The sequence below is a fragment of the Aliidongia dinghuensis genome (assembly GCF_014643535.1).
Classification (GTDB): Bacteria; Pseudomonadota; Alphaproteobacteria; order ATCC43930; family CGMCC-115725; genus Aliidongia; species Aliidongia dinghuensis.
Map to the genome: position 1 here is coordinate 97,995 of NZ_BMJQ01000009.1, position 24,781 is coordinate 122,775.

27 protein-coding genes are annotated in these 24,781 nt (G+C 66.9%); 10 read left to right on the forward strand and 17 right to left on the reverse strand.

What is annotated here, in order from left to right:
- The first annotated feature begins 232 nt into the window (after positions 1-232).
- Entirely contained in the window at positions 233-1,105 is an 873-nt protein-coding gene (locus IEY58_RS17660) for a Stf0 family sulfotransferase (RefSeq protein ID WP_189048141.1), read from the forward strand.
- A gap of 91 nt (positions 1,106-1,196) precedes the next feature.
- On the opposite strand, the gene IEY58_RS17665 is transcribed toward IEY58_RS17660, so the two are convergent.
- The gene (locus tag IEY58_RS17665) at positions 1,197-2,012 is read right to left on the reverse strand and encodes a tetratricopeptide repeat protein (RefSeq protein ID WP_189048143.1); all 816 of its coding nucleotides are present in this window, start codon (positions 2,010-2,012) and stop codon (positions 1,197-1,199) included.
- A 325-nt stretch (positions 2,013-2,337) separates the two neighbouring features.
- On the opposite strand from IEY58_RS17665, the gene IEY58_RS17670 reads away from it, so the two are divergent.
- Positions 2,338-2,754 (forward strand): hypothetical protein, encoded by a 417-nt coding sequence (locus IEY58_RS17670; protein ID WP_189048145.1) that lies wholly within the window; start codon positions 2,338-2,340, stop codon positions 2,752-2,754.
- Positions 2,755-2,798: 44 nt separating this feature from the next.
- Here the strand turns inward: IEY58_RS17670 and IEY58_RS17675 are convergent, their stop codons facing one another.
- From IEY58_RS17675 to IEY58_RS17685, 3 genes are all read right to left on the reverse strand, one after another.
- Positions 2,799-3,239: a hypothetical protein gene (locus tag IEY58_RS17675; protein WP_189048147.1), complete on the reverse strand. Its 441-nt coding sequence runs from the start codon at positions 3,237-3,239 to the stop codon at positions 2,799-2,801.
- 113 nt (positions 3,240-3,352) lie between these two features.
- Entirely contained in the window at positions 3,353-3,808 is a 456-nt protein-coding gene (locus tag IEY58_RS17680; RefSeq protein ID WP_229743794.1) for an SRPBCC family protein, read from the reverse strand.
- Complete coding sequence (locus tag IEY58_RS17685) at positions 3,795-4,151, reverse strand: ArsR/SmtB family transcription factor (RefSeq protein ID WP_189048149.1); 357 nt, start codon at positions 4,149-4,151, stop codon at positions 3,795-3,797. Before IEY58_RS17685 ends, IEY58_RS17680 begins: the two co-directional genes overlap by 14 nt.
- A gap of 166 nt (positions 4,152-4,317) precedes the next feature.
- Here IEY58_RS17685 and IEY58_RS17690 point away from each other — a divergent pair, with 166 nt between their 5' ends.
- On the forward strand, positions 4,318-6,195 hold the full coding sequence (locus IEY58_RS17690; protein WP_189048151.1) for a hypothetical protein: 1,878 nt from the start codon (positions 4,318-4,320) through the stop codon (positions 6,193-6,195).
- Here IEY58_RS17690 and IEY58_RS17695 read toward each other — a convergent pair.
- Positions 6,113-7,255, reverse strand: a complete 1,143-nt coding sequence (locus tag IEY58_RS17695; protein ID WP_229743795.1) for a glycosyltransferase family 9 protein — start codon at positions 7,253-7,255, stop codon at positions 6,113-6,115. The genes IEY58_RS17690 and IEY58_RS17695 overlap by 83 nt on opposite strands.
- Positions 7,256-7,352: 97 nt before the next feature.
- Here IEY58_RS17695 and ygfZ point away from each other — a divergent pair, with 97 nt between their 5' ends.
- From ygfZ to IEY58_RS17710, 3 genes are all read left to right on the forward strand, one after another.
- The gene (ygfZ, locus tag IEY58_RS17700; RefSeq protein ID WP_189048153.1) at positions 7,353-8,240 is read left to right on the forward strand and encodes a CAF17-like 4Fe-4S cluster assembly/insertion protein YgfZ; all 888 of its coding nucleotides are present in this window, start codon (positions 7,353-7,355) and stop codon (positions 8,238-8,240) included.
- 77 nt (positions 8,241-8,317) lie between these two features.
- Complete coding sequence (locus tag IEY58_RS17705; protein WP_229743796.1) at positions 8,318-8,794, forward strand: chorismate mutase; 477 nt, start codon at positions 8,318-8,320, stop codon at positions 8,792-8,794.
- Entirely contained in the window at positions 8,791-9,330 is a 540-nt protein-coding gene (locus IEY58_RS17710; protein ID WP_189048155.1) for a GNAT family N-acetyltransferase, read from the forward strand. Before IEY58_RS17705 ends, IEY58_RS17710 begins: the two co-directional genes overlap by 4 nt.
- Before the next feature lie 13 nt (positions 9,331-9,343).
- Here the strand turns inward: IEY58_RS17710 and IEY58_RS17715 are convergent, their stop codons facing one another.
- The gene (locus IEY58_RS17715; RefSeq protein ID WP_189048157.1) at positions 9,344-9,991 is read right to left on the reverse strand and encodes a dihydrofolate reductase family protein; all 648 of its coding nucleotides are present in this window, start codon (positions 9,989-9,991) and stop codon (positions 9,344-9,346) included.
- Positions 9,992-10,078: 87 nt separating this feature from the next.
- Positions 10,079-10,360: a hypothetical protein gene (locus IEY58_RS17720; protein ID WP_189048159.1), complete on the reverse strand. Its 282-nt coding sequence runs from the start codon at positions 10,358-10,360 to the stop codon at positions 10,079-10,081.
- A 336-nt stretch (positions 10,361-10,696) separates the two neighbouring features.
- Here IEY58_RS17720 and IEY58_RS17725 point away from each other — a divergent pair, with 336 nt between their 5' ends.
- From IEY58_RS17725 to IEY58_RS17735, 3 genes are all read left to right on the forward strand, one after another.
- The gene (locus IEY58_RS17725) at positions 10,697-11,494 is read left to right on the forward strand and encodes a hypothetical protein (protein ID WP_189048161.1); all 798 of its coding nucleotides are present in this window, start codon (positions 10,697-10,699) and stop codon (positions 11,492-11,494) included.
- Positions 11,495-11,567: 73 nt separating this feature from the next.
- Positions 11,568-11,894 (forward strand): ArsR/SmtB family transcription factor, encoded by a 327-nt coding sequence (locus IEY58_RS17730; RefSeq protein ID WP_189048162.1) that lies wholly within the window; start codon positions 11,568-11,570, stop codon positions 11,892-11,894.
- A 100-nt stretch (positions 11,895-11,994) separates the two neighbouring features.
- Positions 11,995-12,744 carry an SDR family NAD(P)-dependent oxidoreductase gene (locus IEY58_RS17735; protein WP_189048164.1) on the forward strand — a complete coding sequence of 250 codons (750 nt, stop codon included), beginning with the start codon at positions 11,995-11,997 and terminating at the stop codon, positions 12,742-12,744.
- A 145-nt stretch (positions 12,745-12,889) separates the two neighbouring features.
- Here the strand turns inward: IEY58_RS17735 and IEY58_RS17740 are convergent, their stop codons facing one another.
- The 10 genes from IEY58_RS17740 to IEY58_RS17785 form a co-directional block, all read right to left on the reverse strand.
- On the reverse strand, positions 12,890-13,795 hold the full coding sequence (locus IEY58_RS17740; protein WP_229743797.1) for an ArgK/MeaB family GTPase: 906 nt from the start codon (positions 13,793-13,795) through the stop codon (positions 12,890-12,892).
- A gap of 4 nt (positions 13,796-13,799) precedes the next feature.
- Positions 13,800-16,484, reverse strand: coding sequence for a pyruvate, phosphate dikinase (gene ppdK / locus IEY58_RS17745; protein ID WP_189048168.1), 2,685 nt, complete (start codon positions 16,482-16,484; stop codon positions 13,800-13,802).
- Positions 16,485-16,487: 3 nt separating this feature from the next.
- The gene (glyS, locus tag IEY58_RS17750) at positions 16,488-18,605 is read right to left on the reverse strand and encodes a glycine--tRNA ligase subunit beta (protein ID WP_189048170.1); all 2,118 of its coding nucleotides are present in this window, start codon (positions 18,603-18,605) and stop codon (positions 16,488-16,490) included.
- A 3-nt stretch (positions 18,606-18,608) separates the two neighbouring features.
- Complete coding sequence (locus IEY58_RS17755; RefSeq protein WP_189048539.1) at positions 18,609-19,502, reverse strand: glycine--tRNA ligase subunit alpha; 894 nt, start codon at positions 19,500-19,502, stop codon at positions 18,609-18,611.
- A 129-nt stretch (positions 19,503-19,631) separates the two neighbouring features.
- A complete protein-coding gene (locus IEY58_RS17760; RefSeq protein ID WP_189048172.1) occupies positions 19,632-19,895 on the reverse strand; it encodes a hypothetical protein in 264 nt (87 codons plus the stop codon).
- Positions 19,896-19,940: 45 nt separating this feature from the next.
- The gene (locus IEY58_RS17765; protein ID WP_308422441.1) at positions 19,941-20,759 is read right to left on the reverse strand and encodes a S49 family peptidase; all 819 of its coding nucleotides are present in this window, start codon (positions 20,757-20,759) and stop codon (positions 19,941-19,943) included.
- 113 nt (positions 20,760-20,872) lie between these two features.
- Complete coding sequence (locus tag IEY58_RS17770; RefSeq protein WP_229743798.1) at positions 20,873-21,526, reverse strand: GDSL-type esterase/lipase family protein; 654 nt, start codon at positions 21,524-21,526, stop codon at positions 20,873-20,875.
- Positions 21,527-21,528: 2 nt separating this feature from the next.
- On the reverse strand, positions 21,529-22,383 hold the full coding sequence (locus IEY58_RS17775) for a hypothetical protein (protein ID WP_189048176.1): 855 nt from the start codon (positions 22,381-22,383) through the stop codon (positions 21,529-21,531).
- A gap of 108 nt (positions 22,384-22,491) precedes the next feature.
- A complete protein-coding gene (locus IEY58_RS17780) occupies positions 22,492-23,241 on the reverse strand; it encodes a tRNA1(Val) (adenine(37)-N6)-methyltransferase (protein WP_189048178.1) in 750 nt (249 codons plus the stop codon).
- 10 nt (positions 23,242-23,251) lie between these two features.
- A complete protein-coding gene (locus IEY58_RS17785; protein ID WP_189048179.1) occupies positions 23,252-23,470 on the reverse strand; it encodes a putative signal transducing protein in 219 nt (72 codons plus the stop codon).
- A gap of 257 nt (positions 23,471-23,727) precedes the next feature.
- Here IEY58_RS17785 and IEY58_RS17790 point away from each other — a divergent pair, with 257 nt between their 5' ends.
- Positions 23,728-24,741 (forward strand): polyprenyl synthetase family protein, encoded by a 1,014-nt coding sequence (locus IEY58_RS17790; RefSeq protein WP_189048181.1) that lies wholly within the window; start codon positions 23,728-23,730, stop codon positions 24,739-24,741.
- Positions 24,742-24,781: the final 40 nt, after the last annotated feature.

Consider the following 24,781-nt stretch of genomic DNA (forward strand, 5'->3'; position numbering starts at 1 on the left):
CGCCCGGACGACGCGGCCAGGCAGGGCAGCGACTGCCCCATTGGCAGCAATACTATTTTTTTTATTTGACTTAGCCGCACAAACTAGCTCGAGCCTTATTCCGCAGGCCCCACGTCCCAGCCATCTGATGATGGTCTCAGGATCTTCGGGGATGGGAAGCATGCAGAGTGCGTACTTTTATCTGGAGAAGGGCATACCTTCTCGATTGACAGCATTCGAGCGGTAACATGGCATGTGCGAAACAATTACTTCCATCCAAAGAAGCTACTCAATCGCATTCACCCCGCGTTGCGGAAGCAATGCCATATGTGATTTGTTGGCACAAAACGGCATGGGGGCGCCAGGAGAGCTGTTCCAACCATCACCCGAGAATCGCGAGCATTTACTGAGATGTGACAAGCAGGACTTTCTGGAGCGATTTCTGCAGCTGATCAGACGCCACCAAGCGAGTGGAATCTTCGGCGTGAAAATGAGCCACGATCATCGTGCAGCGGTTGACGAGCGCTTGCGCGCAGTCATTCCAGGGTATCGTTTGATTGATGATGTGCTACCAAATCACCGATGGGTTTGGTTGACGCGTCGCGACAAAATCCTTCAAGCGATTTCATTATGCCGTGCGGAGGTTTCCAATTCTTGGGTGCATTCGCAACAAGATCGAACAAAAAACAGCCTTTTCCAATATAATTATTTGGATATACTATCAAAATATATGATCATCTCGGCGGCAAATCTCGCTTGGGACGTATATTTTAGTAAATATAAAATTGCACATCACAAAATTGTTTATGAAGACTTTTTTGAAAATCCGGATGCCGCATTGAGCCGATTGATCAGTTTCCTGGGCGGCCGGCCCGAGGATTTTGGGGAGGGTCGAATCCTATCCGCCACGCCACTTCAAGTGCAACGCGACGCCGAGAGCTTCGAAATGCGGGAGCGTTTCATCGCCGATTTGGAGCATGTCGGCGAAAGCGCATTTGAGACGCGACAGGGTGAGTCTCTTAGACGTTGGAATCGCTTTTTCTTCGAGCGAGGATGGAGGCTTAGGCAAATGAACTGGACTGAAGCGCTGGATACCGTCGCGAGCCCTCGTCTCAGATCCGAATGATTTCAATGGCTTGCCGCCCCTTGAGAGCAACAATCTAGCCAACTTCCGCCACCTCAAGCCGAGCCACCACGCGGTTGCTCTTGCGCCTTGATTAGTGATCGCCCCCGGTCGCCGACAGGAGCCGGGAGCTCGCGCGGTCGGCCGTTTCGCGCACCTCGTCGCTGAGCCGTGCGCCGATACGCACGCGGTTGGCGGCGGCGGCGGCCTTGAGGGTCGGGGCGCCGTCCGACTGCTCCGCGAGCTGGTACCATTCATAGGCCTGGACCGGGTCCGGGGCGATGCCGACGCCATGTTCATAGGCATAGGCGAGGTCGTATTCCGCGAGCGGATAGCCCTGGGCCGCGGCCGCCTGGAGCGAGGCCAGCGCCCGGGCGCCACCCTTGGCCAACCCTTTCGCCCGCCATTCGGCGACGGCGGTCGCGAACTGCCGTTCGCCCATCGCGGGCCGCGCCGACGGCGTGGAAGCCTTCGGCGCCCCCGCGACCGCGGCCAAGCGCACCTTGGCGGCGCCGACACCGCCCGCCGCCGCTCGGCGATACCATTTTGCCGCCTCCGCGGGATCGGCGGCGACGCCGTCACCCGTTTCGGTCATGACGCCCACGAGATAGGCGGCGCGCGCGAAGCCTCGCTCCGCCGCGACGCGGTACCAGTGATAGGCCGCGGCCGCGTTGCGACCACCGCGGCGGCCGGAGTCATAGAGCGTGCCGAGATTGAACGCAGCCGCGGCACTGCCGGCTTCGGCAGCCTTGCGGTACCATTGCTCGGCGGCGGCGAAGTCCTGGGGCACACCCCGGCCCGTGTCGTAGAGCATGCCCAGCTGCAGCGCCGCGTCCGCATCACCGCGCGCCGCGAGCGCCTGCCAGCGGGCGATCGCAGCCCCATAGCCGCCGGTCGGCGCGGGACTCATCGGCGGCATGACGTCAGGCTGGAAGCCGTTCGGTGGGACGGGGTCCGGCTCGGCTGCCGCTGGCGGAACGGGACCTGGCGCAGGGTCAGCCGGTGCCGTGTCCTCTGCGGAAGCAGCCGCGGTAAACAGGGCAGCCAGGACGAAGATTGCGACGGATCGCCACATTTCAGATGCTCAAAGCTTCAGGTCGCGCCATGCGTCGGCAAACGCCGGGATACGCAATTCAGCGCCAGAAATGTGCATGGAGCTGAGTATGCCTCTGTTGCGTTAGCGGTGGGCGACAATCTTTCAGCCCAGACAAAGGGCCCCAACGGATGGCACCTTGATGACGCGCCGACATCGTACCTTGGCTCTGAGCACCTTGCTTCTGACGGGTCTTCTGGCCGGCTGCAAGTACCTGCCCGTGCCCGTGCCGCCGGTCTCGCCGCCGAGGTCTGCGGCACCGAAGACGCCGCCGAGCCGGCTCGATTGCAGCTTCACCGACGACACTGGCAGCCACGCCCATAGCTATCGCATGACCGCCGGTGCGATCGTGGAGCTCGGTCCGCCCCACACCCGCTTCAAGATCACCTCGGACGACGGCGAGACCGTGACCGCGCGGCACGAGGCGCGCGGCGGTGCCTCGGCCTTGCTGACGATCGATCTGCGCCAGCACGAGGCCGTGCTGACCCAGGTTTCGTCCGTCACCGGCGAGCAGAAGACGCAGCCCGGGACCTGCGCCGAGGTCGGCGGCGCCAATTAACGCCAGGTCTATGGTTAGGTCGCCTATGCTTAGGCTGCCTAAGCTTAGGTCGGGGGCGGCTCGGAATCGGCGGACATGACGGACGCCCAGCTGATATTGCGCGACTTGAGCAGCGCCACTACAGCCTTGGCGGCATTCAGGATCTCGCCGTCATGTTCCGAACCCAGCATGTTGAGCAGCTTCAGGATGCGCTCGCGGTCGGCGCGGTTGAGCCGTTCCACCGGCTCGCGCGCGGCGGCGCGCCTGCCGTCGAGCGTCGGGGGCGGCAATTCGCCGCCGCCGATCCAGGCGAGCACCGGCCCCTCGAAGACGCGATGCTGGCGGGCGCCGATGACTCCTTCGGGCGCCTGAACCCGATAGGAGCGGCGCCCCCACCGGTCCTCATAGAGATGAAAGCTTATGGGGATGCGCCCCCACCCGTCGTGAAATTCTGCGGTCGAAACCCGGACAAGGCGCTTGCCCAATATCATCGCCACCAAACCCATTGCACCAGTCTTCTCACCCGCCCAGAGTCGCCCCCTTCGGAGTGAGAACGCAGTAACAACGGTTCTGCTCCCGCGCGCTCGTGGCAAAAAACGGCGGCGGTCGGAAGGGCGCGTCAGCGCTGGCCGGCGAGATGCTCGGCGAGCTTGTCGAGGTTCTGCTCGTTGCCCAGCGTGGCGAGGCGCTTGATGCTCTCGTAGGTCTCCTTGGTCTCGAACAGCTGGCGGAACGTGAGCTTGGTCTGCTCGCCCACCTCGTCGAACTTGGCGGTCAGGCGGAAGCGCGGGGCCGACAGATGGTCGAGCACGATCCGCTCCGGCTCGGCGATCTCGACGAACAGGCATTCGTTCGGATAGTCGGTCCCGTTGGGGCCATGCATGACGAAGCGCCAGGCGCCGCCGGGGCGGAACTCGAACACATGGAACGTGTTGGTGAAGCCCTTCGGCCCCCACCAGCGCTTCAGCTGCTCGGGATCGCTCCAGGACCGCCAGACGAGCGCGCGCGGCGCGTCGAACACGCGCGTCGTGACGATTTCCCGGGCGTAGAGTTCGGCGAGCTCATTCATGTCCATCGTCGGTGCCTCCCAGTGGCGTGTTCCTGATCTGCTCCAGATGTTCGCCCAGGCGGTCGAACGTCTCCGTCCAGAAGCGGCGATAGTGCTCGACCCAGAGCGCGATCTCCTCGAGCGGCTGGGTCTCGAGCCGGCAGGGCCGCCGCTGCGCCACCCGGCTGCGCGAGATGAGCCCGGCCTGTTCCAGCACCTTCAAGTGCCGCGAGATCGCCGGCTGGCTCATGCGGAACGGCCGCGCCAGCTCCGTGACCGAAGCCTCCCCGCGGGCAAGCCGGGCGAGGATCGCTCGACGGGTCGGATCGGCGAGGGCCGAAAAGGTGACGCTGAGCGGGTCGATTTGCACTACATAACCTATATGCTATATAACAACATCGCTATATAAGTGACAGACCTCGGCAAGTCAATGCCGTTTGGAGCGACCAGTCGACGCGCACCCTTGACGGGCGCGCGCCCTCGGGCTTACTGCGCGCCACCCGCCCGTTTGCCCCGCCCCATCGCCAGGCCCTTTGATGCATTTCCTGCCGCACCACCTCGCCGATCTCGCCGCTCTCGCCCAAATGGCGCTCGCCTTTCTGGCCCTGTGCCTGGTCGGGCGCTTCGTCGGCGGCCGGCAGGCGCAGTTCGAGATCGACGCCCTCGCGGGCTGGGGCCTGCTTGCCGCTTTACTGACGCTCTGGGGCGTCGCGACCACGCTCTCGCTCCGGATCCCGGCCGCGGCATTTCTGGCCGCCGCCCTCGTCGCCGTCATCTGGCCCGGGCGCCGGCCGGATCGCGCGGCTTGGGGCGAGCTCGGCCGGCTCGTGGTGCTGGTGCTGCCGATCCTCGCGATCATGGCGACGATCCTGCCGTCGCAGTCCGACATCTTCATGAACCTGATGCCGAACGCGGCCTATCTCGTCGACCACGGCACCTTCCCGACCGCTGGCGCACCCGACGCGCATTCCTTTCTGCCGGTCGCCCCATACAACACGCAATTGGTCCCGTTCCTGGGCTCGCTCGTGATCGGCGGCTTCCAGGCCGGCGGCCTGGCACTCTTCACCATCTGCCTCTATCTGATGGCGGCGCTGCTGTTCGCCCGCATGCTGGTGACGCCGATCGACGGGGCGGACGCCCGCCCCGAAACCCGCCCCGGCTGGGCCGCGACCGGCTTCGGCATCCTGCTGGTCACGCTGCTCAATCCCGGCTTCGTGCCGCGCGTCGCCTTCGCCGGCTATGGCGAGGCGCCGGTCGCGATCACGCTCCTGTTCGCCGGCTGGCTCGCCTGTCGCGCCATGGTCGCGATGACGGCGGGCGAAACCGGCCGCACCAGCCTCGTGCAGCTGGCGCTCGTGCTCGTCGCCCTGGTGAACGTCAAGCAGCAAGCGATCGGCATGCTGATCGCCTTCGCGCTGGCTGCCATCCTGGTCGCGGGCTACGAGCGGCAGATCGGCTGGCGCCGGGCCGCCCTCGCCTTCGGCGCCGCCGCCCTGCCGGCCATGGCACTCTATCTCGTCTGGCGCGTGTTCGTGCTGACGCGCTTCCCCGACGGCGAATTGAAGCCGCTGCCGTTCGACGAATGGAACTGGGGCAACCTGGCGCCGATCTTCGTCAGCATGGGCAAGGTGGTGGTCGAGAAGATCACCTTCTTCGCCTGCGTCGCCGTGCTGTTCGTGTTCCTGGAGCGGCGCCTGCGACACCGCCAGCTGGACGCGACGGGCAAGGCGCTGGGTTTGGCCGCCGCGACCTTCCTGCTCTACAACGGCTTCCTGGTCGTAACCTACATCGGGCACTTCCCGGGCGTGATGAGCGTCGAGGCCCATTCCTTCTTCCGCTACAACACGCACCTGGCTTTGCTGATCGAGTTCGCGCTGGTCGTGACCATCCGCAACCGACTGACGCCCTGGCTCGCCTCCTGTCCGAGCCTCGCCCGCCAGGCTGGCGTGGCGGCGATCGTGCTGGCGCTCTTAGTGCCCGTCGGCTTCGCGAAGCGTCTGCGCTTCGATTTCGACCAGCCGCAACCGGTCGTGCGCCAATTGGCGCTGCAGCTGGCGCCGGAGCTCAAGGACGACGACCGGGTAGCCTTGCTCTTGCCTGGCGACACCAACAGCGTCGACTGGATGCTGATGAGCCTGCTGCATTTCTCGGCGCCGCGCCGGCCGGGCCTCGACGTCAAGCCGTGGGACCACGCCGACCAGGCGGCGTTTGATGAGGCCGCGGCCGAGGGCTACGGCCTGGCCTTCCTGTCCTGCACCAAGGGCAACAGCCTGGGCCTGCCCGACCACGCCTCGGCGCTGCTGCGCCACGGCGCCGACGGCTGGGAGCCGGTCAAGGTATGGCCGTATCCGCCGGTCGATCCGAAGCAGCGCTGGCAGCCGGCGCTAGCACCGGGTCCGCTCTGCCGGTCGTAGAGGGGCCGGTCGTAGAGGGGCCGGTCGTCGAGGAGCCGGTCGTCGAGGAGCCGGTCGTCGGCGTCTCGGCCGCAACGCGCCGCCAGAGTTCGACCGCCGCGCCCTCGACCGTGTCTACGGCGAGCCCGTCCATCAGCGTGTCGGTCGTCTCGGGATACATGCCGGGTGTCGCCCACAGTTCCTCGAAGCTCTCGGGCGTGCGTGCGACCGCGGTCAGCGGCCCCCAGGGCGCGTAGATGCCGCTCGGGCTTGGCCCGAACAAGCCCAGGGTCGGCACGCCCATGGCCGCCGCCATGTGCATCAAGCCGGAATCATTGCCGATGAACAGGTCCGTGCGCCCGAGCAGCGCCGCCACGGTCAGGAGGTCGCCGGCGCCGATCAGGTCGAGCCGTCGGTCGGCCGGGATCGCGGCCAATAACGGCTCGGCCTGAGGCCGCTCGTGGCCAGCGGCGAGCACAGCGACACGAGCGCCTGCAAGCGGACCGGCCTCGGCCGTCAGCCGCTCCGCAAGCTCGGCGAAGCGCTCGGCGCGCCACTGCTTGCCGCGCCAGTTGGCGGCGGGGCCGATGGCAAGCACGGGACCGCCGGCCGGGATCAGCTTCTCGGCCGTCACTTGGTGCCCGACCGTCGGCCACAGGGTCGGCGCCGGCGGGGGGTCGAGCGCGAACAGGCGCGACAGCTGCAGGATCTTGTGCTCGCCGTCGTCGCCCTTGCCCATGATGCGGCGATGGCGCGCGCGCAGCAGCCAGGCGAGCGCCGATCCCTTGAGATCGACCACCAGGTCCCAGTGGATGGGGGCGACCTGGCGCCAGAGATCGAGCCAGTGGCGCGCGTGGCGGCGCTTCGACAGCGCGATCAACCGCTCGAGCCCGGGCACGCCCTGGAACAGCGGCGCCGCGATCGGGCCGGCCGTGACCGTGATCCGGGCGCCCGGATAGCGGTGGATCAGGTGCGCCAGCAGGCCGGTCGACAGCACGGCATCGCCAATCCGCGTCGCGGTCACGAACAGGATCTGGGGGCGGGTGCCGAGCACCGGCAAGGGACGGCAGAGACGCAACATCGCTTGGCGCTTATACGGCGGCGCCCGCCGCTTGCCAAGCGGCCCGGGCCGCGCCACCTATGAGGCCTCCGCGCACCGCCTTCAGGACCCGCCCATCGTGACCGAGCTGTTCTTCGCCCCTGCCCAACCGGCCCGCGGCCTCATCCTTCTGACCGGCGAGGACCGGGCGAGCTTCCTCCAGGGCCTGATCTCGAACGACGTGCGTCAAGTCGGCCCGACCCGGGCGATCTGGGCGGCGCTCTTGACGGCGCAGGGCAAGTATCTCCACGACTTCTTCGTCGCGAGTTTGGGCGAGGGCTGGCTGATCGAGGGCGAAGGCGAGCGCGTCGCCGATTTGAAGCGCCGGCTCGGCATCTACAAGCTGCGCGCCAAGGTGGTGATCGAGGACGTGAGCGACCGGTTCGAAGTGCTGCAGGCCTGGGGCGCGGACGCGGGCCACGCCTTCGGCCTCGCCGAGCCCGGCCAGGCTGTCGAGCAGGACGGTGCCACCGCCTTCCTCGACCCGCGCCTGACCACACTCGGCCTCCGCCTGATCGCGCCCAAGGGCACCGGCGCCGGGCGGCTCGCGACACTGGGCCTTGCCCCCGGCGACATCGCGGCCTGGGACCGGCTCCGGTTGTCGCTGGGCATCCCGGACGGCAGCCGCGACATGGTGCTGGAGAAGGCCATCCTGCTCGAGAACGGCTTCGACGAGTTGCACGGCGTCGCCTGGGACAAGGGCTGCTACGTCGGCCAGGAACTGACCGCGCGCACCAAGTATCGCGGCCTCGTCAAGAAGCGGCTGATGCCGGTCGCGGTCGAAGGCCCCCTGCCCGAGCCGGGCACGCTCATCCTCAAGGACGGCCAGGAGGCGGGCGAGATCCGCTCCGGCCGTGACGGGCTGGCGGTCGCCCTCGTGCGGCTCGAAGCGCTCGAGGCCGGCGGCCCGCTCACCGCCGGCGACGCGACCGTGCGGCCGCAGCGGCCGGACTGGGCCAAGTTCTAGCCCCCAGGCCTCTTGCATCCATAGCCAATCGCTCCCCATTGTCGGGGCGTCATCCGCCAAAACCGAGGATCCGGAACATGACCGCTGTGACCGGCCGCTTGCTCCTCTTGCCGTTCGGACGGGTCGCGAGCATGGCCCTGCTCCTCTGCCTCGGCACGGCCGCCTATGGCGCCGGCGATCCGTCGCCGGCGGGCAGTGCCCCCACCACCGCCCCGTTGACCGACACCAAGGCGTTCTGGGGCACGCCTCAGGCAGCCGGCGGCACCTGCTGTCAGACCCTGGGCGAGGTGCGTGGCAACATCGACCGGATCGACCGGCAGATCGTGGCGCTCATCGCCGAGCGCGGCAGCTACGTGCGCGAGGCGGCACGCTTCAAGGCGAACCCGGCCGCAGTCGAGGACAAGACGCGCGTCGAGCAGATCATCACGCGGCTGCGCGGGCTCGCCGTCGAGGACAAGGCGCCGCCCGACGTGGTCGAGGCGACCTATCGCGCGCTCATCGCCGCCTATACCGAGGAAGAGAAGAAGATCTCGGCGGCGGGCGCCAAGCCGTGACCGACCGATTTCCCGATCTGTTCGAGACGCCGCGGCTCACACTGCGTCCGGTCGCCCTGACGGACGCCGAGGCGATCTTCGACGGCTATGCGCAGGACCCGGAAGTCGCCCGCTTCACCATCTGGGCGCCGCACCGCGATCTGACGGACACGGTGGCGTTCCTGGAACTCTGCCTCGCGAAATCGCCGGCCGACGCGCGGACCTATGCTCTCATCGGCCGCGAGGACGGCGCTTTGCGCGGGCTCCTCGACCTGCGGCGCACGAAACCCCATGCCGTCGAGTTCGGCTATGTGCTGGCCCGCCGATGGTGGGGCCAAGGGCTGATGACGGAAGCGCTCGGCACCATCGTCGCCTGGGCACTCGCCCAGCCGGACATCTTCCGCATCGGCGCCGTGTGCGATGTCGACAACATCGGCTCGGCGCGCGTCATGGAAAAGGCCGGGCTCAACCGAGAAGGCGTGCTGCGCCGCTGGCTCGTCCATCCGAACATCAGCGCAGAGCCGCGCGACTGCTACGGCTACGCCAAGGTTCGCTAGAAAGGCGCGTCGGTCACTCGCCCCTGGCGATCACATAGTGGGTGGCGTTCGCCGTCGGCACCTGCTCGACACAGCGATAGCCGAGCGCCGGCAGGTCGAGGCCGCCGAGAAGATGTTCGCCCGCCCCCAACAGGACCGGCGAGACGGCAAGATGCATCTCGTCGACCAGGCGCGCCCGGAGATATTGCTGGATCGTGGCGATGCCGCCGCCAAGCCGGACATCGCGGCCGCCGGCTGCCTCGCGGGCGCGCCGCAGCGCCGCCTCGATACCGTCGGTGACGAAATGGAAGACGGTGCCGCCACGCATCTCGAGCGACGGCCGCGCATGGTGGGTCAGCACGAACACCGGCGTGTGGTACGGCGGCTCCTCGCCCCACCAGCCCTTCCATGCCTCGTCTGGCCAGGGCCCGCGGATCGGCCCGAACATGTTGCGGCCGAGAATCCAGGCGCCGGTGCCGTCGAACCCGCGCGCGGCGAAATCATCGTCGACGCCCGTCGAGCCGCCGTCGCCGCCGAACATCCGCTGAAAGGTCCGCGTCTCGACGAGCCATTTGTGCAAGGCCCTGCCGCCGACACCCAGCGGGTTGGCGAGATCCTGGCTCGGCCCGGCTCCATAGCCATCGAGCGACAGAGTGAAGCATTGGACGCGCAGCTTGGACATGGCGGCCTCATTCGATTGCGGAGCGCAACCCGTTTTGGATAGCAAAACCGATTTTATTTCGCAATCAGATTCGACAGTCCCACCGCCTCACCGCCCCGACCGGTTCTGCCGATAGCCGCCGCTCTTGACGTCGCGCTGGCACATGTAGGCACCGCGCTTGGTCGAGCCGTAGCGGTCCTGGCCGCGAAAATAATAAACGCGCGCGTCCAGATCGACCCAGACGATGACCTCGCCCGGGCAATGATCCTCCGCGGCGGCGCGGGTCGGGTATTGCGAGTTGTCGCTCGGCGGCGGAGCGGCCACGGCGGCGAGCGGCAGGAAACCTGCGAGCCCACCGGCGCGCAGCAGACGGAAGAAATGCTCCTGCATGGAACCCTCCGGCCGATGCCCCAGGCAACAGCCTGAAATAGCACGAGGGTTCGGGGATGCGCGAGAGGTTATCGTCGTATAAAGAAGGCACTTCGGTCGATCGTCTTCTATCAACTAGATTTGTTTAAAAATTAGCCGAGGCGCCAAACTTTTCGCCACTTCACTTGAAAGGCGTATCATAATAAGGTTATATTTGTATTTTAATACGCCCTATGGTTACAACCATCTACCCGCACATTGCAGGACAATTGCCTGAATCAGAGTCGAAACATTCGATCCACGGCGCCTCTCTGACGGTCCTGCCGCCCCAATACTTGCGGAAGCAGGATGCATCTCTTGAACCACCAGCCGAAAATTTTTTTCTTCCACAATCCCAAGGCAGCCGGTTCGGCGATCAGGTCGATTTTGGAGCCCCGATTCGCCGAGAGCGTACGTAGCCCGTCGATCGTCAATGATCTGTGTGGACACGAGGCGCTGGCCGGCCGCTATCGGCCGTTTCAGGGATACGACTATTACGGCGGCCACTATGGTCGCGATATTTTCGAAAGCGTCGAGGCCGGCCATCTCGCAACAACGAATTTCCGCAACCCCGTATCGCGCGTCGTTTCCCTCTACAACTACTTCCGCCACATGGTGACGCTCACCGAAGCGGAACTTAGGAGCGAGCGCTTCTTCGCGGTCAAGGCCGCCAAAACCTTGGAATTCGGCCGGTTCATCGCCAGTTCGGATCCGCGGATCGAGGTCTATATCCGCAACCAGCATTACCGTCAGCTCACCGCCTCCTGCTGGTCGCTCGCCATGACGGACAGCCTGGCCGAAACATGCCGGTTTGTCGACACCATGCCCTGGTATTATGTGTGCGAGCATCCGGACCTGTCGGCGCTGTGGGCGCGGCACGCGTTGGGCTGGACGGCTGCCCGCCTGCCCCGGGCCAACATCACGACCGGGCCGCAAGCCGAGATGATCCGGGTCGAGGAACTGGACCGCATGACCTGCCGGGTGATTTGCGAGAAGAATCGGCTCGACCTGGCGCTCTACCAGTATGCCGTCGGCCGGTTCCTCCAGCGCGTCACGGTGCTGTCAAGCGAGGCGGATGATCTCGAAACCTGTGATTTTGAGGCGGCCGTCGCGTAAGCATCGGTCCGGCATCAAACGCCCGGCAACGGGCGATTGGCATCGGACCGTATTCCGGGTGTAGCGTCGGGCCATGACCAGCCCGCCCCCATCGGACCAGCAATTGCCCCCATCGGACTTGCAATTGCCACTGTCGGACCGGCAGTTCGGCCGGATCGCCCGCGCCCTTGCCGAGCCCCGGCGCTATCAGATCCTGAAGGAAATCGGCAGCCGTGCCGAACCGATGCCGTGCGGCGCGCTGCACCAGAGCCATCCGGTCAGCGCTGCGACCCTGTCCCATCACATCAAGGAACTCGAGACCGCGGGGCTGATCCGCATCATCCGCGAGGGCAAGTTCGCCAACCTTCAACTGCAGCGCGACGTGCTCAACGCCTACCTGAGCCAGCTCGCGCAGATCTGAACGTCGACACCGAGCGGCGCCAGATCGGTGGGCTCTTGCAATTGTTAGATGATTATCTAAATGTCTAACCGATAGCCTCACAGTCGGGAGACGAAAAATCATGGGCAAGCTTACAGGCAAGGTGGCGGTGGTGACCGGCGCGTCGAAGGGCATCGGCGCCGGCATCGCCCGGGAACTGGCAGCGGCAGGAGCCGCCGTCGTCGTGAACTACGCCACCGCCAAGGAGGGCGCCGACAAGGTCGTGGCCGACATCGCCGCCAAGGGCGGCAAGGCCGTGGCCATTCAGGCCGATGTCGCGAAGGAAGGCGACGTCGAGCGCCTCTTTGCCGAAGCGCGGCGGACGTTCGGCCCGATCGACGTGCTGGTGAACAATGCCGGCGTCTACCGGTTCGGCTCGATCGAGGAATTCACCGAGGCCGAGTACCGCCGGCAGTTCGACACGAACGTGCTGGGCCTGCTGTTCGCGACCCGCGAGGCAGTCAAGCAGTTCAATCCGGCCGGCGGCAGCATCATCAACATCAGCTCGATCGCGCCCTCGGTCGCGCTACCGGGAACCGCGATCTACACGGCGACCAAGGGCGCGGTCGATTCGATCACCCGTGTGCTGTCAAAGGAGCTGGCACCGAAGAAGATCCGGGTGAACGCGATCGGCCCCGGCGGCGTCGAGACCGAGGGGCTGCACGCCATGGGCATCGTCGGCACCGACTTCGAGAAGGAGATGACCGCCCAGGTGCCGCTCGGCCGCCTCGGCCAACCGGAAGACATCGGCCCGGTTGCCCTCTTCCTCGCCTCCGAGGACGCCGGCTGGGTGACGGGCGAAATCCTGTTCGCGTCGGGCGGGCATCGATAGGACGAGTAGCCCTCGCCCACGCGAGTGGGAGAGGGCGGCCGAGCGATAGCGAGGCGGGTGGGGGTCCTTCAGCCGCACCACCCTCACCCTCCCCGGCCCTGACGGGCCGGGTCCCCTCCCTCTCCCGCTCACGCGGGCGAGGGACTTACTCGAGTCCCAGCGCCACCAGCCGCGCGAATGGCGACTCACCGGCACCGAGCGTCAATGCTCCTGCCCGCTTCAGCCCTTCCCGCCCCCAGCGTTCGCGCACGAACTGGGCGAGCCACTGCTCCGCCTGACCGTGCCGGCGCGCCGCGAGCATCGACGCCAGATGCGCGCCATGCCGGTCGATGAGGTCGGCGAGTGCCGCCACTCCCTCGCCCTTCAGGGACGAGACGCCGAGCGCCGCCACGGCCCAGTCGCCGGGCGCATGCTCGCGCCGGTCGAGCGCCGCGGCCAAATCGGCCTGAGCCCGGGCCGCGGTGGCGCCGAGATCGGTCTTGGTCACGGCAACGATGTCCGGGATCTCGACGATGCCGGCCTTCATGAATTGCAGCGCGTCGCCAGCGCCGGGCTGGATGCAGAGCACGACCGTGTCGACGGCGCTGGTCACGTCGGTCTCCGACTGGCCGACGCCGACCGTCTCGACCAGCACCAGGTCGAACACGGCGCGCATCAGCACGAGGGCTGAGATCGTGAGGTCGGCGAGACCGCCCAGCCGGTCGCGCGCGGCCATGGAGCGGACGAACACGCCCCGGTCCGCAGGATCGGTCCGAAGCCGCGTGCGGTCGCCCAAAAGCGCGCCGCCGGTAAGCTTGGATGAGGGATCAACGGCGATGACGCCGACCGTACGGCCGGTCGTCCGCCAATGGTCGATGAGCGCGCCGGTCAAGGTCGACTTGCCGACGCCGGGCGGGCCGGTCAGGCCGACCGTATGCGCCCGCGCGGCCGCATAGGCCGCGTCGAGCAGTTGGATGGTCCGGGCCGCGTCGGGCTCGGCCTCGATCCGGGAGAGCGCATGGGCGAGCGCCCGCTTGCCGCCGTCCCGGATCTGGTCGAGCCCGCTGCTCAAACGATCAGGCCGTGGTCGCGATCGTCTGGCCCGGATTGAGCGCCGCATGGGCGGCGGCAAGCCGGGCGATCGGCACGCGGTAGGGCGAGCAGGAGACGTAGTCGAGCCCGACCGAGGCGCAGAAATGCACCGAGGCCGGATCCCCGCCATGCTCGCCGCAGATGCCGAGCTTGATGTTGTTCCGCGTCTTGCGGCCCTTGCCCGCCGCCAGCTCGACAAAGGCGCCGACGCCCTCGACATCGATCGAGACGAACGGATCGCGCTCGATGATGTTCTGGCGCTGGTAGGAGCCCAGGAACCCACCAGCGTCGTCGCGCGACAGGCCGAACACCGTCTGGGTCAGGTCGTTCGTGCCGAACGAGAAGAACTCTGCCGTCTCGGCGATCTTGTCGGCGGTCATGGCCGCGCGCGGCAGTTCGATCATGGTGCCGACCAGATACTCGAGCTTCTTGCCCGAGGCCTGGCGCACCTCGCCCGCGACCTTGTCGACCAGCGCCTTCAGCTGATCGAGTTCCTTCTTCATCGAGACGAGCGGGATCATGATCTCGGCCGTGATCGCGGCACCGCCTTCCCTCTCGATCTCGACCATCGCCTCGAACACGGCGCGGGCCTGCATCTCGTAGATCTCAGGATACGTGATGCCGAGACGGCAGCCGCGATGGCCCAGCATCGGGTTGGTCTCGTTCAGCGCCGAGGCCCGGTGACGGACGAAGGCGACGTCCTTGCCGGTCAGCTGTGCAATCTCCTCGAACTCGGCGTCCGAATGCGGCAGGAACTCGTGCAGCGGCGGATCGAGGAAGCGGATCGTGACCGGCAGGCCCTGCATGATCCGGAACAGCTCGACGAAATCGCCACGCTGCATCGGCAGCAGCTTGTCGAGCGCCTTGCGGCGGCCGGTCGTGTCGTCGGCGAGGATCATCTCGCGCATCGGCCCGATACGGTCCGCGTCGAAGAACATGTGCTCGGTCCGGCAGAGGCCGATGCCCTCGGCGCCGAACTTGCGCGCCGTGCGGGCGTCGAGCGGCGTCTCGGCGTTGGCACGGACCTTCAGGCTGCGGATGGCATCCGCCCAGACCATGAGCTCGGCGAAGTCGCCCGACAGGTCCGGCTGGATCGTCGGCACATGGCCGAGGATGATCTCGCCGGTCGAGCCGTTGATGGTAATAATATCACCGGCCTTGACCGTCTGGCCCATCACCGTGAACTGCTGCGTCTTGTAGTCGACGCGCAGGTCGCCGGCACCGGCGACGCAAGCCCGGCCCATGCCGCGCGCCACGACGGCCGCGTGGCTGGTCATGCCGCCACGGGTCGTCAGGATGCCCTTGGCGGCATGCATGCCGTGGATGTCTTCCGGGCTCGTCTCGATGCGCACCAGGATGACGGCCTCGCCCTTGCCGGCCATGCTCTCGGCCGTGTCGGCAGAGAACACGACCTTGCCCGATGCAGCGCCGGGCGACGCCGGCAGGCCCTTGGCCAGCACCTTCTTGTCGGCCTTGGGATCGAGCGTCGGATGCAGCAGCTGGTCGAGCGAGGCCGGATCGATGCGCTTCACCGCCTCCTTCTGGTCGATCAGGCCCTCGCGCGCCATGTCGACGGCGATCTTGAGGGCCGCCGGCGCCGTGCGCTTGCCGGTGCGCGTCTGCAGCATCCACAGCTTCTTCTGCTGCACCGTGAACTCGATGTCCTGCATGTCGCGATAGTGCTTCTCGAGCAGCAGGCGCACGTCGTTCAGCTGCTGGAACACCTCCGGCATGACCTCTTCCATGGCCGGCAGCTTGGAGCCGTTCTCGATCTTGCCGGCGATGGTCAGGTGCTGCGGCGTCCGGATGCCGGCGACCACGTCCTCGCCCTGGGCGTTGACGAGATATTCGCCGTAGAACTTGTTCTCGCCGGTCGACGGGTTGCGCGTGAAGGCGACGCCGGTCGCGCAATCATCGCCCATGTTGCCGAACACCATGGCCTGGACGTTGACCGCCGTGCCCCAGCTCGCCGGGATCTCGTGCAGGCGGCGATAGGTGATCGCGCGCTGGTTCATCCAGCTGCCGAACACGGCGCCGATGGCGCCCCACAGCTGGTCGTGCGGATCCTGCGGGAACGGCTGGTTCAGCTGCTCCTCGACCACTTCCTTGTAGCCGGCGACGACCTGCTTCCAGTCGTCGGCCGTAAGGTCGGTGTCGAGATGAGCGCCGATGTCGAGCTTGTGGCTCTCCAGGATCTCCTCGAACAGGTGATGCTCGACGTCGAGCACGACCTGGCCGTACATCTGGATGAAGCGGCGATAGCTGTCATAGGCGAAGCGCGGATCGCCCGAGCGGACGGCCAAGCCCTCGACCGTCTCGTCGTTGAGCCCCAGGTTCAGCACCGTATCCATCATGCCGGGCATGGACGCGCGGGCGCCCGACCGCACGGAAACGAGCAGCGGGTTCGCCTTGTCGCCGAACTTGTTGCCGAGCAGCTGCTCCATCTTGGCGATGCCCGCCTCGACCTGCCCCTTGAGGTCGGCCGGATACTGCTGCCCATTGTCGTAGAAATAGGTGCAGACCTCGGTGGTGATCGTCAGGCCCGGCGGCACCGGCAGGCCGAGATTGCTCATCTCGGCGAGGTTCGCGCCCTTGCCACCCAGCAGGTTCTTCATGTCCGCACGGCCTTCGGCGGCACCGTCGCCGAAGGTGTAGACCCATTTCGTCATGCCTCAGCCCTCGATCTTGGAGAAGTCGGCCACCTGATTGAGCGTCGTCCAGATCTGCGCCAGGAGACGCAGCCGGTTGATGCGCAGGTCCCGATCCTCGGCATTCACCGTTACTCGATCAAAAAACGCATCGACCGTCAGCCGGAGCTTCGCGAGCTCGGCCATTGCCCCCACGAAATCCTCGGCCGCCAGTCGGCCGTTCGCTAACGCAGCAATACGGTCAAGCGATCCCGCAAGTGCGAACTCTTCGTCCTGCACGAGCTTCGCGGTATCGACCGGATCGCGGTAGAGCGTGCCGTCCTTCTTCTCTTCGATCTGCGAGATCTTGAAGGCCCGGCGATAGGCGATCAACAGATTGGCGCCGTCGTCGGCGGCCAAAAAGCCTTCGAGCGCCCTGGCGCGCGCCACCAGCTGCACCAGGTCGTCGTCGCGGCCGCCCTGGGCGAAGACGGCGCTCACCAGATCGTGCCGGATGCCCTGGTCGCGCAAGTAGACCTTCAGCCGGTCGGCGAAGAATTCGACGAGCGCGTCGGCGACCCCAGTGGCGGACGCATAGGAGCCGCCCGTCGGCAAAAGCGCATGGGCGCGCGCAACCAGCGTCCGAATCGGCAGGCGCAGGCCGTTTTCCAGCACGATGCGGATGATGCCCAGTGCCGCCCGGCGCAACGCGTAGGGATCCTTGGAGCCGGTGGGCTTTTCATCGATTGCGAAGAAGCCCACCAGAGAATCGAACTTGTCAGCGATCGAGACGACGATGCCCAGCGGCGCCACCGGCACGCTGTCGGCGGCGCCAACCGGCGAATAATGCTGCGCGATCGCATCGGCGATGTCGGCGGGTTCACCCTGCACCCGGGCGAGGTACCGGCCCATGATGCCCTGCAGCTCCGGGAACTCACCCACCATGGTGGAGGACAGGTCGGCCTTTGCGAGCTGAACCACGCGGCGAGCCGCCCGCGGCTCGGCGTCCGCCACGAATGGGCAAAGCGTCTCCGCCAGCAATGCCATGCGGGCCACTTTGTCTTCGACAGTGCCGAGCTTGGCGTGGAAGATCCGCTCCTTAAGGCGCCCGGCATAGGATGCGAGCGGCGTCTTCTTGTCCAATTCCCAGAAGAACTGGGCATCCGAGAGCCGTGCTCTCAGTACGCGCTCGTTGCCGGCGACCATCTGCTTGCCGCCGTCGCGCGTCACCATGTTGCCGACGACGATGAAATAGGGCGCCAGCACGCCATCTCTTGTTTCGACGGCGAAATATTTCTGGTGCGTGCGCATCGAGGTGGTCAGCACCTCGGCCGGCAGGTCCATGAACTTGGGCTCGATGGCGCCCATGCGCACAACCGGCCATTCGACCAGCCCTGCCACCTCGTCGAGCAGGCCCGGGTCGGGTTTCACCACCAGGCCCTGGGCCGAGGCGAGCTTGGCGCCCTCCTCCAGGATTCTGGCCTTGCGCTCGGCCGCATCGAGCACGACGAAACGCTCGGCAAGCTTCGCCCGGTAGTCCGCGAAACCGGTGACGGTGAATTCGTCCGGCGCCAGGAAGCGATGACCGCGCGTGCGGTCGTTGGCGAGCAGCGTCTCCGAGCCGCCATTCGCTCTGTCGAGCGCCCAGGAGACCGGCACGACCGTCGAGCCGGCGTCGTCGATCATGAGCGCCAGGATATTGTGCAGCGGGCGGACCCAGCGCACGTCATGGCCGGCCCAGCGCATGCTCTTCGGCCACGGCAACTGGTCCATCGCCTCCGCGATCACCTCGGCCAGCACGTCGATCACCGGACGGCCCAGTACCTTGTTGACCGCGAAATAGAACACGCCCTTGCCGGTGTCGCGCTGCTCGCAAGCCTCGATCGACGCGAGGCCGGCCGAGCGCAGGAAGCCAGCCAGCGCCTGCTCCGGCGCGCCGACGCGCGGGCCCTTGACCTCGACGGTGCGATCGGGCTGACGCGCCGGCAGTCCTTGAACGACGAGCGTGAGCCTACGCGGCGTGACATAGGCCTCCGACGCCTCCGCGGCCAGATCGAGGGCGGCGAGCTTGTCGGTCACAAGCCGCTGCAGGTCCTTCGCGGCCTGCGCCTGCATGCGGGCGGGGATTTCCTCGGAGAGGAGTTCGAGCAGCAGATCGGCCATGGCTCAGTTCCCCGCCTGCTGGCCGGCCGTGAGCCAACCCTCGCAACAGCCCTTGGCGAGTGCGCGCACGCGGCCGATGTAGCTCGCGCGCTCGGTCACGCTGATGACGCCGCGCGCGTCCAGCAGGTTGAACAGATGGCTCGCCTTCATGCACTGGTCATAGGCCGGCAGCGGCAATCTCGCCTCGAGCAGCGCATTGCACTCGCGCTCGGCGTCCTTGAAGTGCTGGAACAGCATGTCGACGTTCGCGCGCTCGAAATTATAGGCCGAGAACTCGCGCTCGTTCCGGTGAAACACGTCGCGATAGGTCAGATTGAAGGCACCCGGCGCGCCGTTGTAGTCGAGGTCGTAGATGCTCTCGACGCCCTGGATATATGTCGCGAGCCGCTCGAGCCCGTATGTCAGCTCGGTCGAAACCGGCGCGCATTCGATGCCGCCGACCTGCTGGAAATAGGTGAACTGGCTCACCTCCATGCCGTCGAGCCAGCATTCCCAGCCGAGGCCCCAGGCGCCCAAGGTCGGGCTCTCCCAATCGTCCTCGACGAAGCGGATGTCATGGAGTTCGGTATCGATGCCGAGCGCCCTCAGGCTGTCGAGATAGAGCTGCTGGCTGTCGGCCGGCGACGGCTTCAGGATGACCTGGAACTGGTAGTAATGCTGCAGCCGGTTCGGGTTGTCGCCATAGCGGCCGTCGGTCGGCCGGCGGCACGGCTGGACATAGGCGGCGCGCCAGGAGTCGGGCCCCAGCGCACGAAGCGTCGTCGCCGGATGGAAGGTGCCGGCCCCGACCTCGACGTCGTAGGGCTGCAAGATGACGCAACCCTGCGCGGCCCAGAAGGACTGCAGCCGCAGGATCAGGGATTGGAAACTATTGCCGGACGACCCGTTCGGCGCCATCGCCATGCTGCAGAACCCTCGAAATCTTCTTCGTTGCGGCGCAACCTAAAGACCGGCCGGCCCAGGGTCAAGCTGGGGTCAAGCCGATCTCGCGCATGCGTCGCCGCCGAAAACGGCCGGGCTCGGATTTTATTGCGGGCAGTTCGTGCGCGAGCAGCGCGCCGCGACATAATGGCCACACACCGGGCACTGCACCAGGTCCTGCGCGACCATGCGCGGCGGCTCGCCGGACCGGGCCGGGTCCCCTTGCCGATTGTCCGGGCGCGGGTCGGCCTGGCGCCGTTCGTCCGGCCGCCGCTCCGCCCCGCCCGGCGCGCCGAGGCCGGCGAGGAACCGCCGCACGAAATGGAACGCCACATAGGCGAGCAGCGCGTAGATCAGCAGCTTGACCATGATCCTGCCGGTCTAGCCGGCCGCCTCCCCCGGGTCAAGGCGACCTTAAAGCCCGAAACGTGCCCAGATCGCGCGTTCCTCGAGCGCGTTCAGCCCGTCGGTCAACAGGTCGATCGGATCGAGCCGGCTTGCGAGCCCGGGAAAGCGCAGGCCGAAACGGCGGCGCGGCCGCTCGCCCACGGGGCGGAGCCGGACACGCGTGCCGAACCGTTCGCGCAGCACCTGGCGCAAGTCGCCGATGCCGTCGATCAGGCCGCGCGCGAGCGCCTGACGGCCGGTGAAGACGGCACCGGTGAAGATCTCGTCGTCCTCCCTGAGCCGCGCGCCGCGCCGGGCGCGCACCAGGTCCTTGAAGCCGTCGTGAATGTCGAGCTGCAAAGCTTTCAGCCGCTCGACGTCGCCCGGCTCCTCCGCCCGGAACGGGTCGAGCATCGCCTTGCTGGTGCCCGCGGTATGGACCCGTCGCTCGATGCCGAAGCGGCGGATGAGATCGGTGAAGCCGAAGCCGGCCGAGACGACGCCGATCGAGCCCATGATCGACGCTTCCTGGGCGTAGATCTCGTCCGCAGCAAGCGCCAGCCAATAGCCGCCGGAGGCGGCTACGTCCTCGGCAAAGGCGAGCACGGGCACGTTCTTCTCGAGCGCCAGCTGCCGGATGCGCCGCTCGATCAACGCCGACTGCACGGGCGAGCCGCCGGGCGAATTGATGACGAGCGCCACTGCCGCCAGGTCCTTGAGCCGGAACGCCCGCTCGATCGGCTCGGCAAGGCCCGCGATCGACAGGCCCTTGCCGCGCAAGCCGCCGCGCGCGGCGATGACGCCGTCCAAGCGCAGCACAGCCACGACCGGCGGCGCCGGCGGCAAGCGGCCGCCAGAAATCTGATGAAGGATGCGCCGAATATTCATGATCGCAAGGAGATGGGGTGGCGCAGCGGCGCGCGCCAGGGGCACCTATCGAGAGTTCAGGGGGCCAGAGTTCAGAACCAGCGGCGCCAGCCGGCCCAACCCGAGACGGCACGAGCGAACTCGGCATAGCCGGCGGCACCGGGATGGGCGCCGTCGCCGGCCGCCACCTCGCGCATCCACACATTCGAGCGCGAGAGCGGTGTCATCATGTCGAGATAGGGCACGTCCAGCCGGGCGCACAGCGCCGAGAACGCGTCCGACAGGCCTTCGATATGACGGTTGGTCGCCATGTCGGCGACCGGCGGCGGCCCGACGAACAACGTCGGCTTCCAGGTGGCCGCGTTGGCCAAGATGCTCGTCGCGTGCTCGAGCGTCAGCGACCGGGCGAGACGCGGGCCGCCGCCCTCGAGGCTGCAATCATTGACGCCGAAGGAGAACACGAGCCGGCCGTCGAGACCCTCGGGCAGGCGCCCCAGCGCCTCGGCCCGCCAACGCGCCCGCACGTCGGCGCTCGTGTCGCGCCGGACGCCCAGATTGTAGCAGGTGAGATCGTGCCCCTGCCGGCGCTGCTCAGCGCAGATGCGCCCAACCCAGCCGAGACAGTCCGGATCGGCCGTGCCATTGACGAAGCTGTCGCCGAAAAAGCAGATGCGCATGTCGCGACCATGTGGCACCGCCCCCTGGTCGTCCAGCGGCGCCGCATCAGTCCACTCGTCTTGTTCCACCGCTAAGCCTTTCTGGACCGAGGATTGTCGGGATCGCTGGGCGCGAGGTCGTGAAATTCCGGGTCGGACTCGATCCGCCGATAGAGGAGACTGCTGCCGGCGACGGCAATGAACAGCCAGGTCAAAACGAACACGAGCCGATGCAGGAACGCCCAGACGATTACTTGAAAGATCCGCAGATGTATCGGCAGGTGCACCATGCGCAAGATCGCGACGACGACATAATAGACCGTCTCGAGACGCAATATATAAAGCGGCGCAATCGCGATGCCGAGGGTGAGCGCGATCTGCCAGAAATGGCCCTTCACGATCCGTTCCGGGAGCTTGGCACGGCTTGGTGTCAGGCCGAGTGCCAAGCTGGGGAAGAAGGCGACCTGCCGCAGCCAAATCAGGCACACGACGATGGTCGCAATGTCGCACAGGATGAGACCGGGCCCGCTCGCCGAGTCGCCGAATAGGCAGAAGAAAAAACCGATATTGTTCGCGCAATAGAGACCAAGCGCGAAGGCCAGATAGAGCGTGGCCGCCGCGGCCGTGTTCATCGTCAGGCGCCTCTCGGCATAGAGCGTCGGCAACAGCCTGCGATGCGCCGTGAAGACGAGCGGCATCGTCGCCACCACCCCGGCCGCGACCATGGCGAAATTGATCCAGCCCATGAGGACCAGGTTGCTGTAGCCGACCCGGGCGAAGGTCTGGCTCTGCCAGATGCTGGTGGCCGTCGAGACCGTCATCGCCAGGATGAACAGGAACGGCAGATCGCGGATGATCTCGATCGCCTCGTCATAGCATTCGGCAGCCGACACCAGGATATGGCCGATACCGCGCAGCGGCGATCGAACGATATCGGCGTCACGCATCCAGCCGGCTCTCCGAAAATGCTTCGGAGCTACTACTATGGCGATAAAGGTGAAGAATACGCTACCGGGCCAGTGGCAGACGACCGCTGGCAGGCGACCACTGGCCGGCTACAGCACCAATCCCCAGCCATCGCGCAGCACCGCGTCGGCCTCGGCCGTGAACTTGCCATCGGCGGCATGGAGGACGAGGCCGGGCGCCACGCGGGTCGGGGTCTGGATGTCGCGCCGGGCGCGCACCAGCACGCGCTTCGCCGGCTTGCCGACCGCGGGCCACAGCGGAAACACCACGATCTCGCCCGCCTTGCCGTGCAGCCGGGTCAGGAGCCCGTCGAGCCGGTCGGCGCGATGGATGAAGGTGATGGTGCCCTTGGGCCGGACCATGGCGAGCGCGAAGCGCACCCAGGCCTCGAGATCGGCCGCCCCCTCGCCCACCGCCATGCGGCGCGGCGCGTCCTCCGGCAAGGTGGCACTCCCCGCCTCGAGGTAGGGCGGATTGGCCATGACATGGTCGAAGCCGCCGGGCGCCAGCCGCGGCGGTGGGTTCAGGAGGTCGCCGAACACGATCGCGACCTCGGCCTCAAGCCCGTTCAAGGCCGCATTCTCGCCGGCGAGGCGCACAAGGTCGCGCTGCAGCTCGAGCCCGGTGACGCGCACGCCCTTGACACGCCGCGCGAGACACAACGCCGCCGCCCCGGTGCCGGTGCCGATTTCGAGCACGCTGTCGCGCGCCGTCGCCGGCACGCTGGCCGCGAGCAGCACCGGGTCGATCGCGGCGCGGAAGCCGTCCGTCGGCTGCCGGAGGACGACGCGGCCGCCCATGAGCGTGTCTTGCGTCAGGCCGGCCGGGACTTCGGTCATGGAGCCCCTCTCATCGCCCGCGCTCCTCGGCGATCTCGCCGGCCTCGATGAGGAGGCGGCGGGCGCGCGCGAAATCCTCGTCCTCGACCATGAGCCGCGACGGGATCGCCGCCCCCCAGATCGCATTCATGTTGCGGTCGAGCACCAGCGCCTCGATCCCGGCGCCGGCGAGCAGGGCTTCGAGAAAGCTCAAACGCACGCAATCATCGGAACGGAGCAGTTCCATCATGCCGCACCCCTTGCGAGGACGCCCGATTTGCAGCGGGTCTGCGGCAGATGCGCGCAAAAGAAGTAAGGCACTGGATGAACTGCTCGTCCGGATCTGTTAGGTGTACCCTCGCCAGGCGGAAGCCCGTCGGGGCGGGAAGGCCACGCGGCTTGACCGGCCCTCCGCGCACTTTATGCTGCCCGGCAGCCGCCTGTCATGCCCCGAAGGGGCCGAGTGGGGTTTTAGGCGTGAGCTTGGGAGTAGATGGATTGGCAGCGATGCCCGGTTTGACGAATACGGCGGCAGCGGCGCGCAAGCCGGACATGAGCGCGCTTGCGGCGCTCGTCGATTCCGACCTGAAGCGCGTCAATGCGCTGATTCTCGACCGGATGCAGAGTCCGGTGGCGCTCATCCCGCAGCTCGCCGGGCACATCATCGCAGCCGGCGGCAAGCGGCTCCGGCCGATGCTGACCTTGGCGGCCGCCAAGCTCGTCGGCTATCGGGGCGAGCGGCACCTGGCGCTCTCTGCCGCCGTCGAGTTCATCCATACCGCGACCCTGCTGCATGACGACGTGGTCGACGCGAGCGACCTGCGCCGCGGCCTCGCCACCGCCAACGCCGTCTGGGGCAACAAGCCGTCCGTGCTGGTCGGCGACTTCCTGTTCAGCCGCGCCTTCCAGCTTATGGTCGAGGATGGCTCGCTCGAGGTGCTGCGCATCCTGTCGAACGCGTCCGCCATCATCGCCGAGGGCGAGGTGCTGCAGCTCGTGACCGCGAACGATCTTTCGACGACCGAGGAGGCCTATCTCCAGGTCATCGGCGCCAAGACCGCCGTGCTGTTCGCGGCGGCAAGCCAGATCGGCGCCGTCGTGGCCGAACGGCCGGAGGAAGAGGTGCAGGCGCTCGCCCGCTTCGGCCAGAGCCTGGGCATGGCGTTCCAGCTGGTCGACGACATGCTCGACTTCTCGGCGCGCGAGGCCGAGCTCGGCAAGGCGGTCGGCGACGATTTCCGCGACGGCAAGATGACGCTGCCGATCGTGCTGGCCTTGAAGGCGGCCGACGAGACCGAGCGCGCCTTCTGGCACCGCACGCTCGAGGAGCAGAACCAGACCGACGCGGACCTGGAGCACGCGATCGGCCTGCTGCGCAAGCACGGCACGCTCGAGGCGACGCGCGAGCGCGCGCGCTTCTATGCCGAGGATGCGGCGGCCGCCCTCTCGATCTTCCCGGACCAGCCGATTCGGCGCGCGCTCCTAGACGTGGTCGAGTTCTGTTTGCAACGGGGCTACTAGCAGCCATGCGGCACGATGAAGCCTGTTGCAGTCCTCTGAC